Here is a 16,081-nt window from a genome sequence, read left to right on the forward strand (position 1 = left end):
TTCTCTAACTTGCCACTCGGTGACTATGGAGTGTCGCCGACTGCAGGCTCGAAGCCTGCCTTGACCGGCGCACGCCGCGCCGCGGCAACGATACGACCAGCGAAACAGAGAGGCAGCGTCACAAGTTGGTCCTGCGCGGCGGCCACGTCAGCAGAAGTCAGCGCGCCGGTGATCCGGACGCGATGCTGGTGGCCCTCTGGCACCAGCACCAGACGCCCGGCGTCGAACAGTACGTGCATGTGAATCGTTAGCAGCAGCCCGTTATCTGGGGAGTTGTCGTCAAATCCATCCGGGGCGGTCACGATGTGCGCGGCGTTCAGCAGAAGTGGATCGTCGCAGCCGGTGATAGCGCAGCGTCGACCGAACAAAAGCATCACCTGCCGTCGGAATTGCCCCTGACCAGGACGCAGCATCGCCGACCCCTGTACACGGGCCAGTGGCAGTCGAGCCATGGGCGGTTCGATCTGGGGGGGTGCGGGGGCGTCATCAGGGTCGCGTGGAACTGGGAGTAGGCCGTGGGCGGAAGTCCAGTGCCGATAGTCCTCGGCCATTGGGTTCGACGGGATCAGCGTTGCGATGGCATGCAGCGGCACAGATTCGATGTGGAAGGTCGTGCCTGTGAGATCAGGGCGCCACATCGTGCGGGCAATCTTGCCGCTGTCCTCGCTGATGCGGACACCTTTGAAGACCCGGGATGTGTAGTCATCAATCACGCTCGGAGCGAACGCATGGTCCGGAATGACGAATGGATCGCGACGAGGATCGTTCGGGAACCAGTCAACGATATTGCGATGCTCCATTGGCCCCGTGGGCGTCGCGACAAATGCGATCTCCGCAACGTTTGGGGCGATCTTGATGGCGTGAATGAGGTGCGTCTTGCGGACATAGGCGCGCGCAAGATCATGGGAACTGGCAAACTCCAGCAGATGCTGCGACTGAGGGTCGTCCAGCGGTGCGCGGGCCGCCGCGATGATCCGCTGCTGATGCTCCCCCTGACGGACATGGATGCAGAGCCCCCAGGTCGTGGGATCGAAGCCCAAGGCACGAATTGAGTCGCCCAATGGATTCTGGAAGTCGATGTAGACGCGGTCGTCTTCGACGCGTGGTGAGAAGGTGGCCGAGACGGGGATGATGTCGTCGCCGCCGTCTTGGCGGCTTGTGGGTGACGTCGCCTGCGTCGGAAGAAAACGCCTATAGTCGTCGAAGTCTGGTGTGTCTTGCGCGTCCTGCCACTGCGCGTCGGTGATGGACGTGGCAATCCTGCGCCAGTCAGCAAAGGCGCGTACCTTCGTCATGGCAAAGGCGACCGCGTAAGGTGGCAGATCGACGCGGGAGTCGGTTGCGCGGACTACCTCATCGATCATTCGCGCCCGATCACCCGGTTCGCGAACGAGCCAGGGAATGAGCACCGGGCCCAAGCCGATACTAGGTTGGCCAGTGGCTTCGTTCACAACAATCACACTCAGCGGCGGGACGTTAATTCCCTGCTGCTGACCGACTTCCCATAGCAGATGACCAAGGATGCCGATTTGCCTGCCAACTCCCAGAGAATGTAGCGCCAAGCCGTACTGACGACGCAGTCGATTAGCGACGTCGCCATAAGTGATCTCACGCCGCTGCTCCAACGACGTGATGAGGATGTCGAACAATGGCTTGGTGAAGTTGGTCATGGTGAATATTGGCCCGCGACCCAAAGCGATCGCAACTATCGGACTGCCTGGAACGGGCCGCTGCAGGCCACTTCGCTGCGGCCAGCGGAAAGTCGATCGACTGGCGCGACGACAAGAGGGGGCGGCGGTGTGGGCTAGCGACAGTCGGATGCCCTCAATCTCGCTCACTGCGCTCACCCCGCGCTGACGCGCATTGCTTCGCTTCCTTCCTTCCACATGGAGAAGTCCATGCTCACCCTCGACCTTCCGGCCGAGCCGTACTGGCTCGACCTGCCGCGCGGCGTCCGCGTCGAGATCCGGCCCGTGACCACCGCGGTCATGGCCGCGGCGCAGGCCGCCGCTGCGCGCCGGCTCGCCGCAATCCGCATCGCCGACCCGGACCTCGACCCCGACATGTCCCGCGGGCTCTCCTTCGCCTTCCTGGTCAAGGCGCTGGCCCGCCACGCCGTCACCGCCTGGGAGGGTGTCGGCGACGCCGCGGGCACGCCGCTGCCGCTCTCGCCCGAGGCGGTCGAGCGCCTGATGGACCTCGACGACATCGCCGCCGCCTTCTGGGACCGCGCCACGGCGCCGGTCGCCGCGGTGGCCGCCGAGGGAAACGGCTGAGGGCCCGCGCCGCCTGGCACTTTGGCTGCGGGCCCGACTACTGCCGCGGCTGCGCCGCCCTCGGCCGCGACTGCGCCGACGCCTGCCCCTACGCCGCGCACGCCCCCGCCAGCCTTGAGGGCCACGCCTGCTGGGCCGCCGGCACGACGTACGCCGCAGTCACCATGGCCGGCCTGACCCTCGACACCGCCGGGGCGCTCGCCGCGGCGCGCGACCTCGGTGCCGCGGGCTGGGCTGCCGCCGAACTCCTGCTCGCCATCCGCATCGGCATGGCCGAGGGCGCTGCCGCCCGCCGGGACGGGGAGGGAATGCCGCATGGCTGAGGCAACCCGCCGCGTCTCGGTGCGCCTCTCGCTGGACGATGCCGCCCGGGTCAAGGCCGGGCTGCGCGAGGTCGGCGAGACCGGCCAGCGCTCCCTCGACCAGATCAAGGGCGGCGCCGAGCGCGCCTCCCGCTCGCTGGAACTGCTCGACGTCGCCGTGCGGGGGATTCAGCTCGCCGGCGTGGCGGTCGCCGCCCGGGCTCTGGTCCAGGCCGGCGACGCGCTCACCCAGAGCCTCTCCCGCCTGCAGAACGCCACCGGCTCGGTCGAGCGCGCCGGCCAGGTATACGAGGCGCTCTATCGCAACGCGCTGCAGACCGGCGTCGCGGTCTCGGAGAGCGTCGATGCCTTCCAGCGCTTCTCGATCGCCGCCCGCGAGATCGGCGCCACCTCCGACCAGGTGGTCCGCCTCGTTGGCGGCCTGCAGCGCGTCGCCATCGTCTCCGGCGCTTCCACGCAGGAGATCTCCTCGGCCACGCTGCAGCTCGCCCAGGCGCTGGCCTCGGGCGTGCTGCAGGGCGACGAGCTGCGCTCCATCCTCGAGGCCATGCCGCTGCTGGCCGAGGGGCTGGCCAAGGAACTCGGCGTCTCGATCGGCGAACTGCGCAAGCTCGGCTCCGAGGGCAAGCTCACCGCCGAACGGGTCTTTCCGGCCCTGCTGCGCGCCACCGAGCGGCTCGGCGCGGAACTCGACCGCGCCCCACTCTCCCTCGGCCGCGCCTTTGGCCAGCTGTCCGTGGCGACGGAGAACTTCCTCGGCCAGCTCGACCGCGCCATTGGCCTGTCCAACGCCCTGGCCCGGGCCCTCTCGGCTGCGGCCCGCGCGGTGGACGGCGTCCGCCAAGGCGCCGGCCTGCTGACCGAGGAGGAACGCTTCGCTGGCATGCGCCGCCAGGCCGAGGCGCTGGCGGCGCAGATCGCCCGGCTGGAAGGCCAGCAGGACGGCCGCGCCAGCCTCACCGCCCCGGTCCGCCGCGGCAGCATCCGCCCCGGCCTGGTCGGCACCGCCGAGCAGCAGGCAGGCGTCGATCGCGCCGCCCGGCTGGAGGAAATGCGCCGGCAGTACACGGAGCTTCAGGCCGAGATCACCCGCGGCGAGCAGGCCGCCGGCGAGCGCCAGCGCAGCGAGCAGGAGAGTGCCGCTGCTGCCGCGGCTGATGCCCGCCGGCGCCGCGCGACCCAGGACGTCCAAGACCTCACCCGCGACCTCGACGACCGCTTCCGGATCAACCGGGAATACGAGGAGCGGGTGCGCCGGCTGCGCGAGGCCGAGGCCGCCGGCGGCGTCACCGCCGCCGAGCGGACCCGCCTCGAGACCCTCGCCCTGCAGGAGCGCGACGAGGCACTGCGTCGGCTGGAGCCGCGCGTCGCCGCCGTCCGCCGCGCCAGCACCGAGGGCGCGCGGGAGGCCCGCGAGGCCGAGCGGGAGCTGAACGAGCTGCTGCGCGAGCGCGAGCGGCTGATCCAGCAGAACGAGACCGCCTATGAGCGCTACCAGCGCCGTCTCGCCACCCTGTCCAGCCTGGTGGAGCGCGCGGAACGGGCGGGCCGGGCGGTGCCCGACGAGACCATCCAGCGCGAGGCGGTCGCGGCGATGGAGGAACTGGAGCGGGCGGAGGAGCGTGTGCAGCGCGGCGCGGAACGCACCTCCGACACCGTCCGCGAGCTGGGACTTACCTTCTCCAGCGCCTTCGAGGACGCGATCGTCAAGGGCGAGAAGTTCTCCTCGGTGCTGGAGGGCCTGCTGCAGGACATCACCCGCATCCTCGCCCGCAAGGTCATCACGGAGCCGCTGGGCAATGCGGTCTCGGCCGGGCTGTCGGGGATCTCCTTCGACAGCCTGTTCACCGATATCGGCTCCTGGCTCGGTGGCCTGTTCCGCGCCGAGGGTGGGCCGGTCGCCGCCGGCCAGCCCTATGTCGTCGGCGAGCGCGGGCCAGAGTGGTTCGTCCCGCGTCAGGCCGGGACGGTGTTACCGAATGGTGTGGCGCCCGGCGGGGGCGGTCCGACCATCCACACCAGCATCACGATCGACGCGCGCGGTGCCGATGCCGGCGTCGAGGCGCGGCTGCGGCTGCTCGCCGGACAGATTGCGCGGCAGGCCTCGGCGATGACGCTGGACGCCATCCGTCGTGGTGGGGCGGCCTACGACACGGTGCGCGGGTAGCCGGAGGGGTCCAGCATGACCGAATACGCCTGGCCGGCCGCGCTACGCCCGTCGCGACTGAGCTTCTACCTGCAGCACAACACGCTGCGCTTCGTCTCGCCGGTGAGCCGCGCCACCCAGGTGCTGCGCCGCGACGGCGCGCGGTGGATCGCCGAGGCGAGCTTCGATCCCCTCAACCGCACCCAGGCCGGCGTGCTGGAGGGGCTGCTGGCGGCGCTCGCCGGCTCGGCCAACACCGTCCGCATCTGGGATTGGCGGCGCGAATACCGCACCGGCGATCCGCGTAGTCAGGGCGAGATGCCGTCAGGGCCCTACTCCTTCTCGGACGCGACCATCTTCACCGATGGGACGGGGATGGTGGTGGGCAGCGGCACGCCGTCGCTCGCCGTCGGCGCTGCACGCGGCGCTCTCTCCCTGCAAACTCAGGGCTGGTGGCCCAACGCGGTGGCGGTCGGGGCGGGGGACCATATCGGCCTCGCCGGCCGGCTCTACATGGCGACGGAACGCGTCGTCGCCTCCGGCACCGGCACCGCCACCATCCCGATCGCCCCGCCACTGCGCGCCGCCGCCCCGCTCGCCGAGCCGCTGGTGCTGACCACGCCGACGGTGGCCATGCGCCTCGCCTCCGACGACGAGGGCGCCAACCCCACCCGGCCGGGCCGCTTCACCGCCATCACCATCCGCCTGGAGGAGGCGCTCCCATGACGGAGGGCATCACCGCCACGCCGCGCCTCTCGCCCCAGGCTGCGGCCGCTGCCACCGCGCCGGTCGCCACGCCGGTGGTGCTGGTCGAGCTCGACTTCGCCTCCGGTCCGATCCGCGCCTGGACCGGGCTCGGGCCGCTGCATTGGGCTGGAGTCACCTATGAGGGCATGGGCACCATCGGCGCCGTCTCCGACATCGAGGAGACCGCCGAGCTGCGCGCGGTGCGCATCACCCTGACCCTCTCGCCTGTGCCGCAGGAGGTGGTCGACATCGCGCTGGCCGAGCAGTCCTTCCGGCTGCGCCCGGCGCGGCTGTGGGGCGCGCTGCTCGATGCCGAGGGCGCCTTCGTCGCCGACCCGTTCCCGCTCTGGACCGGGCTGATGGACACCATGCAGGTGGTGGACGGCGCAGAGCCCAGGATCTCGCTCACCTGCGAGAGCCGCCTCGTCGACCTCGAGCGCGCCGAGGTCCGGCGCTACACCGATGCCGACCAGCAGGCCGAGTATCCGGGGGACCGCTTCTTCGAGTTCGTTCCCGCCCTGCAGGAGGCGGAGATCCGGCTGCCGGCGAGCTGATGACCCGGCTGCCGGATTGGCACGCGCGGTTGGCAGCCCTGCTGGCCGCGGCGGAGACGCGCCGCTTCGAGGCCCATCGCTGGAACTGCGGGCGGTTTGCCCTGGCAGCGGTGATGGCGACGACCGGACGCCGGCCGGCCTGGCGCAGCCTGCCGACGCTGGAGGCGACCTCGGACAGCGCCGGCTTCCCGCGCATCCCGCCGGCTTTCGCGCGGGCCGGCGACATCGTCCTTGCGAGCGACCCACCGCGGTTCGGCGTCGTGGTGGATGGCGGCCGCGCTGCCTTCGTCGGGCCCCGCGGCTTGGTCCGCATCTCCCTGACCGATTGCACCACTGCCTGGAGGATTGGCTGATGCCGGCTGCGGTGCCGCTTATCGCCGTCGCGGCTGCCGGCATCGCCTCCGCCGCGGTCGGTGGCGGGATCATCGGTGCGGTGGTCGGCGCCGGCGCTGCCTTCATCGTCTCCGCCATCGGCCAGTCGGTCTTTCCGCAGAAGCAGAAAAAGCAGGCCGGCCTCAGCCCACAGGCGGCGGCGATCGCCGGCTTCGACGCCGGCCAGCCCGGCGCCGGCCGCACCCAGGCCTTCCGCCAGCCGGTCACCGAGCACCAGCTCGTCGTCGGGCGGTGCAAGGTGTCGGGACCCATCGTCTTCCTGCACTCCGCCACCGACGACGAGGGCCGCGCCGATGGCTACTTCTACTCGGTGGTCGTACTGGCCGCGCACCGCGTCCGCGCCATCGGCGAGGTCTATCTCGGCGACAAGGTCGAGAGCGACGGGTCCCTCGCCGGGCTGGTGCGGATCGACCGCCACCTCGGCGAGCCCGACCAGGCGGCCGACGCCAACCTCATCGCCGAGACCGGCGGCCAGTGGACCACCGAGCATCGCGGCCGTGGCCGTGCCTATGTCGCGGTACGGCTGAAACTCACCGCCGAGGCGTTTCCCGCCGGCCCGCCCAACATCGCCGCCATCGTCGAGGGCGCCGACACCATCCTCGACCCGCGCACCGGCAGTGTGGGCTGGTCCGACAATCCCGCCCTGCTGCTCGCCTGGTACCTCACCGCGCCCTTCGGCTGGCGCGCCGCCTGGGCCGACATCGACATCCCCGCCCTGATCGCCGCTGCCAACATCTGCGACGAGCTGGTCGGCACCCGGGCCGGGATCTACGAGCGCCGCTACACCGCCAATGGCGTGCTGTCCCTCGCCGAGGGCAAGATCGCCATCACCCGCAAGCTCGCCGCTGCCATGGCCGGCGCGCTGGTGGTCTCGGGCGGGCGGTTCTTCATCCATGCCGGCGCGCCGGCGCTGCCGGCCGCCACGCTCACCTCCGACGACCTCCGCGGCGACGTCACCATCCAGGGCGCGCGGCCACGGCGGGACCTCTTCAACGGGGTGCGCGCGGTCTATGTCGAGCCCGCCGCCAACTGGCAGCCGACCGACGCGCCGCCGCTGCTGGCGAGCAACTACGTCGCCCAGGATGGCGGCGAGATGATCTATCGCGACCTGGAGTTCCCGCTGACCACCTCGGTCAGCACCGTGCAGCGGCTGATGAAGGTCGAGTTGGAGCGCAACCGCCGCCAGCGCACCGTGGCCTTTCCCGCCAACCTCTCGGCCCTGCGGCTCAGGCCCTGGGAGGCGGCGACGGTCGCCCTCGATCGCCTCACCCCCTTTCCGGCGCGGGTCACCGCCTGGTCGCTGGCCGCCGAGGGTGGTGTCGACCTCACGCTGGAGGAGGAGGACGCCGCGGTGTGGGACTGGAATCCGGCGGTGGATGAGCGCGCGACAGGGAGCAACCCCGGCGTGGTGCTGCCCAATCCTGGCGTCATCGCCGCACCCGCCAGCATCACCGTGGAGACGCCGCAGGCGACCGCCTTTGCCGTTCTCTCGCTCGCCTGGGCCGCGGTCGGCTCCTCCCATCTCGCCGGCTACCAGGTCGAGTTCCTGCCGGCCTCGGTGGTGGCCTGGCAGGGCTATGGTGGCTCCCTCGGTGCCACGGCGGCCGCGATCCCCACGGCCGAGCCGACCGGCTTCCGGGTGCGCGCGGTGGCGCGCAGTGGCGCGGTGTCGGGCTGGCGGCAGGCGCTCGTCCCGGCCGCGGTGGCGGCGCCCACGGCGACGGGCATCGCGGGCGGGATCCGGCTCTCCGGGGGCTTCCCACCGGATGCTGTCCAACTGCAGGTGTTCGAGGCGGCCAGTAACAGCCTCGCTGCTGCGGCCAGGCTGCCGGAGGAGCCGACCAGCCTCTTCTGGGACCGCACGGGCCTCACCGCTGGCGACACGCGCTGGTACTGGCTGCGCGCCGTCTCCGCCGAGGGCAACGTCTCGGCCCTGGCCGGGCCGGTCTCCGCCACCGCGCTCTGAACCGGAGCCATCTCTCATGCCTGCCCGCATCGACGACCTGCTGGTGCTCGACACCGCGGTCAGCAAGACCGACCTCGCAAAATACCTGCGCGACCGCGAGACCGTGCTGCCTTCTGACTTCGGCGGCCTCGGCGATGGTGTTGCCGACGATCGCGCCGCCATCCAGGCGGCCTTCGATCGTGCGGCGGCGGATGGGAAGTTCGCACTCATCCCACCCGGCACCTGGAACGTCTCTGCCGGCGTCACGCTCGGCGGTGGCGCCCGCGGTCTGATCATGCATGGCGTCATCCGCTATACCGGCTCGGCCGCGACCACCGTCCTGACGCTGGGCGACGGCGGCACCGTCCGCAACGGCGAGAAGCACTATGCCGGGCTGCAGGTCATCCGGCAGGCCCAGTCCGATTGGCTGGACGAGGGCGACATCGGCATCCTGGTGCGCAACATCGACGCATCCGTGGTCGAGCTGCGCCTGGTCTCGGGCTTCACCATCGGCATGCGCACTCTCGGCGACGGCCGCGGCGTCGAGGACAGCACCTTCCACCTCGGCCGCATCCTCAACAACCGCATCGGCCTCGATATCCACTGCGCCACGGCGACCGCGTGGAACACCTCCATCCGCTACTATGGCGGCCACTTCGCCATCGCGACGGGAATCAACCCCACCGTCGACCGCTTCGGGATCCGGCTGTCGAACGCGCCCGGCGCTTACAGCAACCACAACCGGCACGTCTTCGATGCGCCGAATTTCGAACTGCGCCAGCTCGATCCCAATGTGGCGATCCCCTTCCTCAATGAGACCAGCGGCTCGGCGATCATCGGCCGGGCGCTGCGCATGGAGGCCTGCTCGCCGATCGTCGCGCGCCACACCGCCGCGGCGCAGGACTGCGAGTACGAGGTCGCCTGGTCCAACACCTACCAGGTCGGCATCGACTACACGGCAACCGCGACCCGCTGCGGCAACACCGTGCTCAACCGACATCGCGCGCCGGCCTCGCGGCATCTGCGGCTGCTCGGCTCCGTGCCGAATGTCCGGGCCGCGGCCTTCCGGCACAGTGCCACCGAGATCGGTGTCGAGGGACTGGCGGTGGTCGCCACCTCGACCACCTCCGCCACGACGCTGGCAGGGCTGTCCTTCAATGGGCTGGACGACATCACGCCGACCGGGCGCGGTCTGCTGCTCGCCGCGCAGCGGGGGTTGGCCTTCGTGGTGGAGTGCAGCCAGGCGAAGGAGTTCGCCCTGGTGCATTCCCTCGTCGGTGATGCCGATGGTGGGCGGATCTTCGTACGGTGCTTCGATGCGGCGATGAACGTGCGGGAGAACGTCGCCGGTGACGCGCTGGCCTCCATCACCACGCTGCTGTGGAACGTCCCGGCCAAGGCCTGGACTGGCGGTGCCGCCATGGCCGACGCCTCACTGAACAAGCGCATGACGGTGCGGCTCGGGCCGGCGGTCGCCTTCGCGCAAATCGGCATCGTCGGCTTTGACGGGCAGATCGAGGTCGAGGCGCTGCGGCTCTACGGCCTGCCCGAGGCCGCACCGGCGTTGCTCTGCGGCACCCCAGCGCTGCCCGTCGGGCAACGGGAGTTCGCCGCGGAGGTGGCGTGGGACCTGCCGAGCCTGGCGCCTGGCGAGACCAGCCTGCTCGACGTCACTGTCCCCGGCGCCCGGCAGGGCGACCTCGCCCATGCCGCGCTCGTCTCTTCGACGCGCTTCATCGAGCTCGACGCCGCGGCCTGGTCCAACAACACGGTGCGCGTCATGGCCAGGAACATTTCGCCCGCAACCTTCGACTTGGGCGCGGCGACGCTGTCCGTCGCCGCACGAAAGCGCAGGCTTCCCTGACCCGTTAGAACACCCGATCCGTCATCAGCAGCGGCGTGTTAGGCGGCACGAGGCCCGCATCCTGGGCGATGCCGCGCGCAAAGAAGATCAGGACCTTGCGGCGATCGTCGTCGACGGCATCCCAGATGCGCAGATACTCGTCGCGCTGCGCGGGACCAGGTTTGCGGCCAGGAACGCGTTTCGGTTCACTTGAAGCTCGCTTGCGGCCCATACCCAACGTCCTCCGTGGCGCCACGGAAATCACCCTGACACTCGTGACGTCGCACGCCAAGCGCCGTCGACGTCATGCCGTCACGATGAGAGCACGGTGATCTCAGGCGGACTCGATGCCGCACCCATGCGACCGCGCCTTGCCGGTACCACACAGCCAGGGCATTCACATGATCTCAACGGCGCCAGGAGGATGCTCTCGATCATGAATTTCCGGCGCCCTCACAGCCTTACAGCATGGCTCCAGATCCTATTCACCGGTCTCGCGCTTCTCTGTGCGCAGGCCGTAGCTGCGGCCGAACTTCGCGGGCGGGTCGTTGGCATCACCGACGGCGACACGCTGACACTGCTGTCCGTGCGGCGCGAGGAGATCCGCATTCGCTTGTCCGATATCGACACGCCCGAGCGCGGTCAGCCCTACGGCGATCGTGCGCGTCAGTTGCTCGCGGATCTGGCGTTCGGGCGCGATGCACGCATCGAAGTGCGCGACACGGATCGATATGGTCGCACTGTCGGTCGGGTCTTCGTCGGCGCGGTGGACGTGAACGCCGAACTGGTTCGCCGAGGTTCGGCTTGGGTATTCCGACGCTACAGCAATGACCCGACGCTGCTCCGTCTCGAAGCCGATGCGCGTTCCGCGCGTCGTGGCCTATGGGCGCTGCCTGAGGCGCAGCGTCTGCCGCCATGGGAATGGCGGGCAAACGGCCGCCACCACTGAGTTTCGCTCCGCTGTGGGGCTACAGCAGCCCCTCGCGCCGGAAGCTGAACCAGACGCCACGGCCGATAATGACGTGGTCATGCAGGGCGATCGACAGGATCTCGCCCGCTTTCTTGATCTCCGCCGTCATCTCAACATCCGCTCGAGACGGCGAGGGATCCCCAGAGGGGTGATTATGCACCAGGATCAGCGCGGTCGCGTGCAGGTCTAGGGCGCGGCGAACTACCTCGCGGGGATAGACTGGCGTATGGTTCACAGTGCCGCGCGCCTGGGCCTCGTCGGCAATGAGGCGGTTCTTGGTGTCGAGAAACAGGACGCGGAACTGCTCGACCTTCTCCCTCGCCATGACGGCGGTCAGGTAGTCCATCAACTGGTCCCACTTGCCGAGCACAGGGCGCTCCATGACCTCCGCGCGCGCCAAGCGCAGCGCCGAGGCCTGCACGAGCTTGAGGGCAGATACGCTGTGGGTCCCAAGCCCACGAGTTGCCATCAGCTCCTGCTGCGGCGCGGCCAGCACATTGGCGAAGCTCCCGAAACGGTTGATCAGCGCCTTCGCGAGCGGCTTGGTGTCCCCTTTTGGCATGGCGAAGAACAGCAGCATTTCCAGGAGCTCGTAGTCGGCGAGGGCATCGGGACCGCGAGTGAGCAATTTCTCCCGCATCCGCGCTCGGTGACCGTGCGGGCCGGTGGAAGGAAACGGCGCGTCCGCCGGGTATCTGCGCGCACCGTCGTCCTCTCGTGGCGCCGGGTACCGCGGGCGACCGAGCCCTGCCGAGCGGTCAAAAGCCGGTAGGGCCGCGTCCTCGGCGAACCCCGTTGGTTGCCGCGCGTCTGAGGGCGCCACCCTCGCGGACCGGAGAACACCGCTACGAGTAAGGTTGCGCCAGAACTGCCACACGCTTTCCAAGCCCCTGCGGCCCCGCAGGCGGAACGCCATCTACGGGAGCTATCCAGGCGGAAATCTACCCAAGGTTTATAATGACGTCTACATTCCACCGGCAGGTTTACGCGTGGGTTGCATACAGTGGATCAGCCGGGGTCCCATGGCGGGCCGGCGCCGGGCCGGAAGCTGACGAGCGGGTTGCCAGAGGGCGTAGTGACCGGGGATTGGGAGATTGCACGCCAGACGGTTCTGCGGCGTGACGGGCATCGGTGCGTTCAGTGCGGCGGCGACCTCAAGGCCGATGGCGCGCATGTGCACCACTTGCTGCCTCGCGCATCTGGTGGCACCGACGAGCCGGCCAACCTGATCAGCCTATGCCCAATGTGCCATGCCGCGGTGCATCCGCATCTCGGTGCCGGGCTGGCCCGTCGCCTGCTCCAAAGGGCGGCCGTGCGCCTGGCGCATTGGCTCGACACCGAGGGAAGACTGGCGCGCGAGACCGGGCACCTCGGCCCCGCATTAAGGCTGTTCGGGTTGGACGCCTTCCGCCCAGCGCAGATTGACGTCGTGGAAGCGGCCCTGCAAGGCCGGTCCCTGCTGCTCGTCAGTCCAACCGGATCCGGCAAGAGCCTGGCCTTCCAAGTGCCGGCCGTACTGACGCCCGGCCTTTGCCTCGTGGTCTCCCCGCTCAAGGCGCTGATGTCGGACCAGGTCTCGGGCCTCCTGCGGCGAAGGATCCCGGCGACGTTCATGAACTCGGACCTCTCGTCCGAGGAGAAGCAGCTGCGCCTCGACCTGCTCACGAAAGGGTCCTTCAAATTCCTCTACCTGGCACCCGAGCGGTTCTTCGGAGCGAATGAGCGGGAGTTGGCGTTGCTGCGCGCGCTGCGGCCTGCCTACCTCGTCGTGGACGAGGCGCACTGCATCGATCGCTGGGGGCGCGATTTTCGGCCCGAGTACGGGCGGCTGGGGGAAGTCCGACAGCAACTGGGCAATCCGCCGGTCCTGGCCTTCACGGCAACGGCCGGCCGCGAGACGCAGGCGCGCATCCTCGCCTCGCTCGGAGCAGCCGAAGGGGATGTGTTCGTGCATGGCGCGAACCGCCCCAACATCACCTTCCTTAGGCGGCGGGTGCGCCAGGACGCACGCCCGGCCTTCGTCGCCGAACTCCTGCGCCTCGCAGATGCGATAGGCGTCAAGTCGATGGTGTTCGTGCCAACCCGGAAGATCGGCGACGCCCTCTCCGCGGCCCTGGAAACGCAGGGTGTCGCTACGCCCTTCTTCCATGGCCAGCTCCGCACGCAGGAGAAGGAGGATCTGCTGCAGCGCTTCGGGGGCCATCTCGAGCCCAAGCTGTCGCGCATCATCTGCACCAACGCCTTCGGTATGGGGGTCGACATTCCTGACGTGCGGCTCGTGTTCCACTGGCAGCACCCGGCCTCGCCGGAGGATTACCTGCAAGAGTTCGGGCGTGCCGGCCGCAACGGCCAGAGAAGCGTTGCCGTCCTTCTCACCGACCCGAAGCCGGACGGCCCGGCGCTCAGCCTGCTAGACTTCATGGCCGGGCTGACCGTGGAAGAGGCGAAGGTGACATCGGGAGAGCGCGCTGAGCTTCTGGCCCAGAAGCGGCGCCTGTCGCGCCAGATGCAGACTTTCGCATTCGACCGCAGCTGCTTTCGTGATGCGCTGCTGAGCTATTTCGGCGAGGCTCGTGCTCGGCCACGCCGCCCACTGGCGCTGCGCATCATCGACTGGGTTTTCGCCAAGCATGGCGCGCGCGCCGAGACCGGAGTTTGTTGCGACGTTTGCCACGCTCGACGCTGCTCCCCGGAGGACCACGCCCGGTTTGTTTGTGAAGCGCTTGGTGTTCCACGGCCGGCGGAAATCCAGAGCGGATCCTATGCGCGGCGGTCCGGGCGTTTGCGCTCTTGACGCGATGAGCGGCCGACCAGCCTCATTGTATTCTCATCGCAGCCAGACCGGAGAGCTTACCTAGCATGGACTTCGACGATCGCCTCGAGCGTCGCCACGTTCTCGCGGCGATGGAGAAGATCAAGCAGGAGGATGTGCCCGAGCGGGCCCAGTCGACCAAGTACGACGTACTGCACCCGGACGACGGGAGGCCATTCCCCCCGAAGCTCGTCCTGTCCATCGCGGCGGAGCTCGCTACTGGCGAACCATTGCCCCGGACAAAATTCACGGGTGGTGAGCAAACGAACGCGCGGCTCCGTGCTCTGGGCTTCGAGGTGGTCCCGAAGGTGGCGACGTCCGGACCGGTGACACTCGATGCGCTTCGGCCGGGCGATGTTTTGACGAACGACCAGCTGTCCCGGCTGTTCGGCGTCGGAAATGCCGGCGGCATGAGGTGGTCAGGTAGCCAAGGCCGCTTGGTGGTCATCGCCGACCACACGAAGAGCCTCTACGACGATCGTTGGGAGGACGATGTCCTCCACTACACAGGAATGGGACGGGTCGGCGACCAGACTCTGACCGGCCAGAATCAGCGCTTGGCCGAACAGGCCAGGACCGGGACGCCGGTGCATCTCTTCGAGGTCTTCCGCCAGAACGCGTACGTCTACGTTGGCGAGGTCCGGCTTACGGGTGAGCCGCGTCGGGAGCGCCAACTGGATGACGAGGCCAATGAGCGCTGGGTGTATGTCTTCCCGCTCGCATTGGTCGGCGAGGCGCAGCGTCCCGTCCCGGATCGTCGAGATCTGGATCGTATTGAGGGCAATCGTCGAAACGTCCTGTCGCGGGCCTCAGTTGGCGAACTCGTGAGGCGAGCGAGGCTTGGCGGTCGTGAACAGCCCGGAACTCGGCAGACTGTGGTCGCCCAGTTTGAAAGAAATCTGGCCGTCGCTGAGCTGGCGAAGCGGCTGGCCGAGGGCAGATGCGATCTATGTCGCGAACCGGCGCCTTTCTCGGTGTCCCGCGTGCCCTACCTCGAGTGCCACCACGTCGTTCACCTCGCGCAGGGTGGAGCGGACACGATTGAGAACGCGGTAGCGCTGTGTCCGAATTGCCATCGCAGGATGCACGCGCTGGATCTGCGCAGCGATCGCGAAAGGCTACTCGCGCGAATTGCGGCCCGCGACCTCGTGATGTCAGAAGCCTAAATGCTCGTCCCCGAAGCGAGATGCCATCAGGTCAGGGTGTCAGCATGGCACGGATGAACTGCCTGGAGGCCTGTGCCCCAGGAAACAGTGACGATGGACTTCGCTGTAGTGGATGACATCCTTGAAAGCTGGATCGGATAGGTCGGTCCCTTTCTAAGGCAGCGAAAAATCGTTCCCGGCGAAGCGGTCAATCACGCCGAGGTGCGGGGCGTAGACACGAATGAACGCCGTCACCGTCTGTACGGCCCATCGCGAGCAGCCGTAGGTGAAAGCGCCATGCGGCATCTCCGGCTTCGGCGCTGCGAAGAACCGGTTCGGAGGGCCAATCCGCGTCAGAAGTTCTGTGAACACTGCTTCATCAGGGATCGCTTCATGATCCCACCGCGGCTTGAAGTGGATGAGGCGGTTGCGCATCCAGATCAGCAGCTTCAGATCGCGCCACTCTTGCAGCGAGGTGGCCGCCGGCCTCCCGATGATCTCCGCAACCTTCTCCGCTCGGCTGCGAGGGTTGCCAAATCGGCTGTCGAACTCACTGCGTAGCTCCGCAACCTGCGCGGCGGTCAGCCCGTGCTTCACTGGATTGTCGAGCAGGTCCTTGACAGCCTCGTTGACGGCGGCCTCAAGCGCGGCGGCCGACATGACGACCGCCGTTGGCACCGCATTCAGCATGTCATCGGCCCAAGGTCCGAATTCAACTGCACTGGCGTTGTCGACCTCGACCCGATGCACGATCAGTGCTGCCTTCTTTGCCGCCAGCAGACACTGGACCGAGAGGCCGCGTCGGACGCTAGCTTCCGCGGTGAGGATTGGCGCCGCAAGTGTGATGGCCAACTCGCCGTAGATCGCCTTCGGCTTCTCATCCTTAGCCATTTTCGCTTGCTCCACCCATCCTAGTCACCTTGCACT

Annotated in this window: 15 protein-coding genes; 11 read left to right on the forward strand and 4 right to left on the reverse strand. The window is 68.6% G+C overall.

The features are described 5' to 3' along the window. Positions 1–23: 23 nt before the first annotated feature. Positions 24–1,670 carry an HNH endonuclease signature motif containing protein gene (locus KPL78_RS13760; RefSeq protein WP_219763526.1) on the reverse strand — a complete coding sequence of 549 codons (1,647 nt, stop codon included), beginning with the start codon at positions 1,668–1,670 and terminating at the stop codon, positions 24–26. A gap of 228 nt (positions 1,671–1,898) precedes the next feature. On the opposite strand from KPL78_RS13760, the gene KPL78_RS13765 reads away from it, so the two are divergent. From KPL78_RS13765 to KPL78_RS13800, 8 genes are all read left to right on the forward strand, one after another. Next, entirely contained in the window at positions 1,899–2,276 is a 378-nt protein-coding gene (locus tag KPL78_RS13765) for a phage-derived protein YdaY family protein (protein ID WP_219763527.1), read from the forward strand. 164 nt (positions 2,277–2,440) lie between these two features. After that, positions 2,441–2,599 (forward strand): hypothetical protein, encoded by a 159-nt coding sequence (locus tag KPL78_RS13770; protein WP_219763528.1) that lies wholly within the window; start codon positions 2,441–2,443, stop codon positions 2,597–2,599. Further along, complete coding sequence (locus tag KPL78_RS13775; RefSeq protein WP_219763529.1) at positions 2,592–4,766, forward strand: tape measure protein; 2,175 nt, start codon at positions 2,592–2,594, stop codon at positions 4,764–4,766. The genes KPL78_RS13770 and KPL78_RS13775 overlap by 8 nt, the downstream gene beginning before the upstream one ends. A gap of 15 nt (positions 4,767–4,781) precedes the next feature. Next, positions 4,782–5,471, forward strand: a complete 690-nt coding sequence (locus KPL78_RS13780) for a hypothetical protein (RefSeq protein WP_219763530.1) — start codon at positions 4,782–4,784, stop codon at positions 5,469–5,471. Next, positions 5,468–6,046 (forward strand): hypothetical protein, encoded by a 579-nt coding sequence (locus KPL78_RS13785; RefSeq protein ID WP_219763531.1) that lies wholly within the window; start codon positions 5,468–5,470, stop codon positions 6,044–6,046. Before KPL78_RS13780 ends, KPL78_RS13785 begins: the two co-directional genes overlap by 4 nt. Continuing rightward, positions 6,046–6,399: a DUF6950 family protein gene (locus KPL78_RS13790; RefSeq protein ID WP_219763532.1), complete on the forward strand. Its 354-nt coding sequence runs from the start codon at positions 6,046–6,048 to the stop codon at positions 6,397–6,399. The genes KPL78_RS13785 and KPL78_RS13790 overlap by 1 nt, the downstream gene beginning before the upstream one ends. Then, complete coding sequence (locus tag KPL78_RS13795; RefSeq protein WP_219763533.1) at positions 6,399–8,405, forward strand: phage tail protein; 2,007 nt, start codon at positions 6,399–6,401, stop codon at positions 8,403–8,405. Before KPL78_RS13790 ends, KPL78_RS13795 begins: the two co-directional genes overlap by 1 nt. A gap of 16 nt (positions 8,406–8,421) precedes the next feature. After that, positions 8,422–10,248, forward strand: a complete 1,827-nt coding sequence (locus tag KPL78_RS13800) for a glycoside hydrolase family 55 protein (RefSeq protein WP_219763534.1) — start codon at positions 8,422–8,424, stop codon at positions 10,246–10,248. Between the two features lie 4 nt (positions 10,249–10,252). Here KPL78_RS13800 and KPL78_RS13805 read toward each other — a convergent pair whose 3' ends face one another. Then, positions 10,253–10,459, reverse strand: coding sequence for a hypothetical protein (locus KPL78_RS13805; RefSeq protein ID WP_219763535.1), 207 nt, complete (start codon positions 10,457–10,459; stop codon positions 10,253–10,255). Between the two features lie 192 nt (positions 10,460–10,651). Here KPL78_RS13805 and KPL78_RS13810 point away from each other — a divergent pair, with 192 nt between their 5' ends. Next, positions 10,652–11,176 carry a thermonuclease family protein gene (locus tag KPL78_RS13810; protein ID WP_255568971.1) on the forward strand — a complete coding sequence of 175 codons (525 nt, stop codon included), beginning with the start codon at positions 10,652–10,654 and terminating at the stop codon, positions 11,174–11,176. Positions 11,177–11,195: 19 nt separating this feature from the next. Here KPL78_RS13810 and radC read toward each other — a convergent pair whose 3' ends face one another. Beyond that, positions 11,196–12,020, reverse strand: a complete 825-nt coding sequence (radC, locus tag KPL78_RS13815) for a RadC family protein (RefSeq protein WP_408904482.1) — start codon at positions 12,018–12,020, stop codon at positions 11,196–11,198. Positions 12,021–12,272: 252 nt separating this feature from the next. Between radC and KPL78_RS13820 the strand changes: the two genes are divergently transcribed. Together KPL78_RS13820 and KPL78_RS30200 are read left to right on the forward strand one after the other, a co-directional pair. Then, the gene (locus KPL78_RS13820) at positions 12,273–13,991 is read left to right on the forward strand and encodes a RecQ family ATP-dependent DNA helicase (protein WP_219763537.1); all 1,719 of its coding nucleotides are present in this window, start codon (positions 12,273–12,275) and stop codon (positions 13,989–13,991) included. A gap of 65 nt (positions 13,992–14,056) precedes the next feature. Further along, a complete protein-coding gene (locus tag KPL78_RS30200) occupies positions 14,057–15,175 on the forward strand; it encodes an HNH endonuclease (protein ID WP_255568972.1) in 1,119 nt (372 codons plus the stop codon). A gap of 153 nt (positions 15,176–15,328) precedes the next feature. Here KPL78_RS30200 and KPL78_RS13830 read toward each other — a convergent pair whose 3' ends face one another. After that, positions 15,329–16,045, reverse strand: a complete 717-nt coding sequence (locus KPL78_RS13830) for a hypothetical protein (RefSeq protein ID WP_219763538.1) — start codon at positions 16,043–16,045, stop codon at positions 15,329–15,331. Between the last annotated feature and the right edge of the window lie 36 nt (positions 16,046–16,081).

Origin of the sequence: Roseomonas alba (assembly GCF_019430885.1) — a bacterium.
Lineage (GTDB): Bacteria > Pseudomonadota > Alphaproteobacteria > Acetobacterales > Acetobacteraceae > Neoroseomonas > Neoroseomonas alba.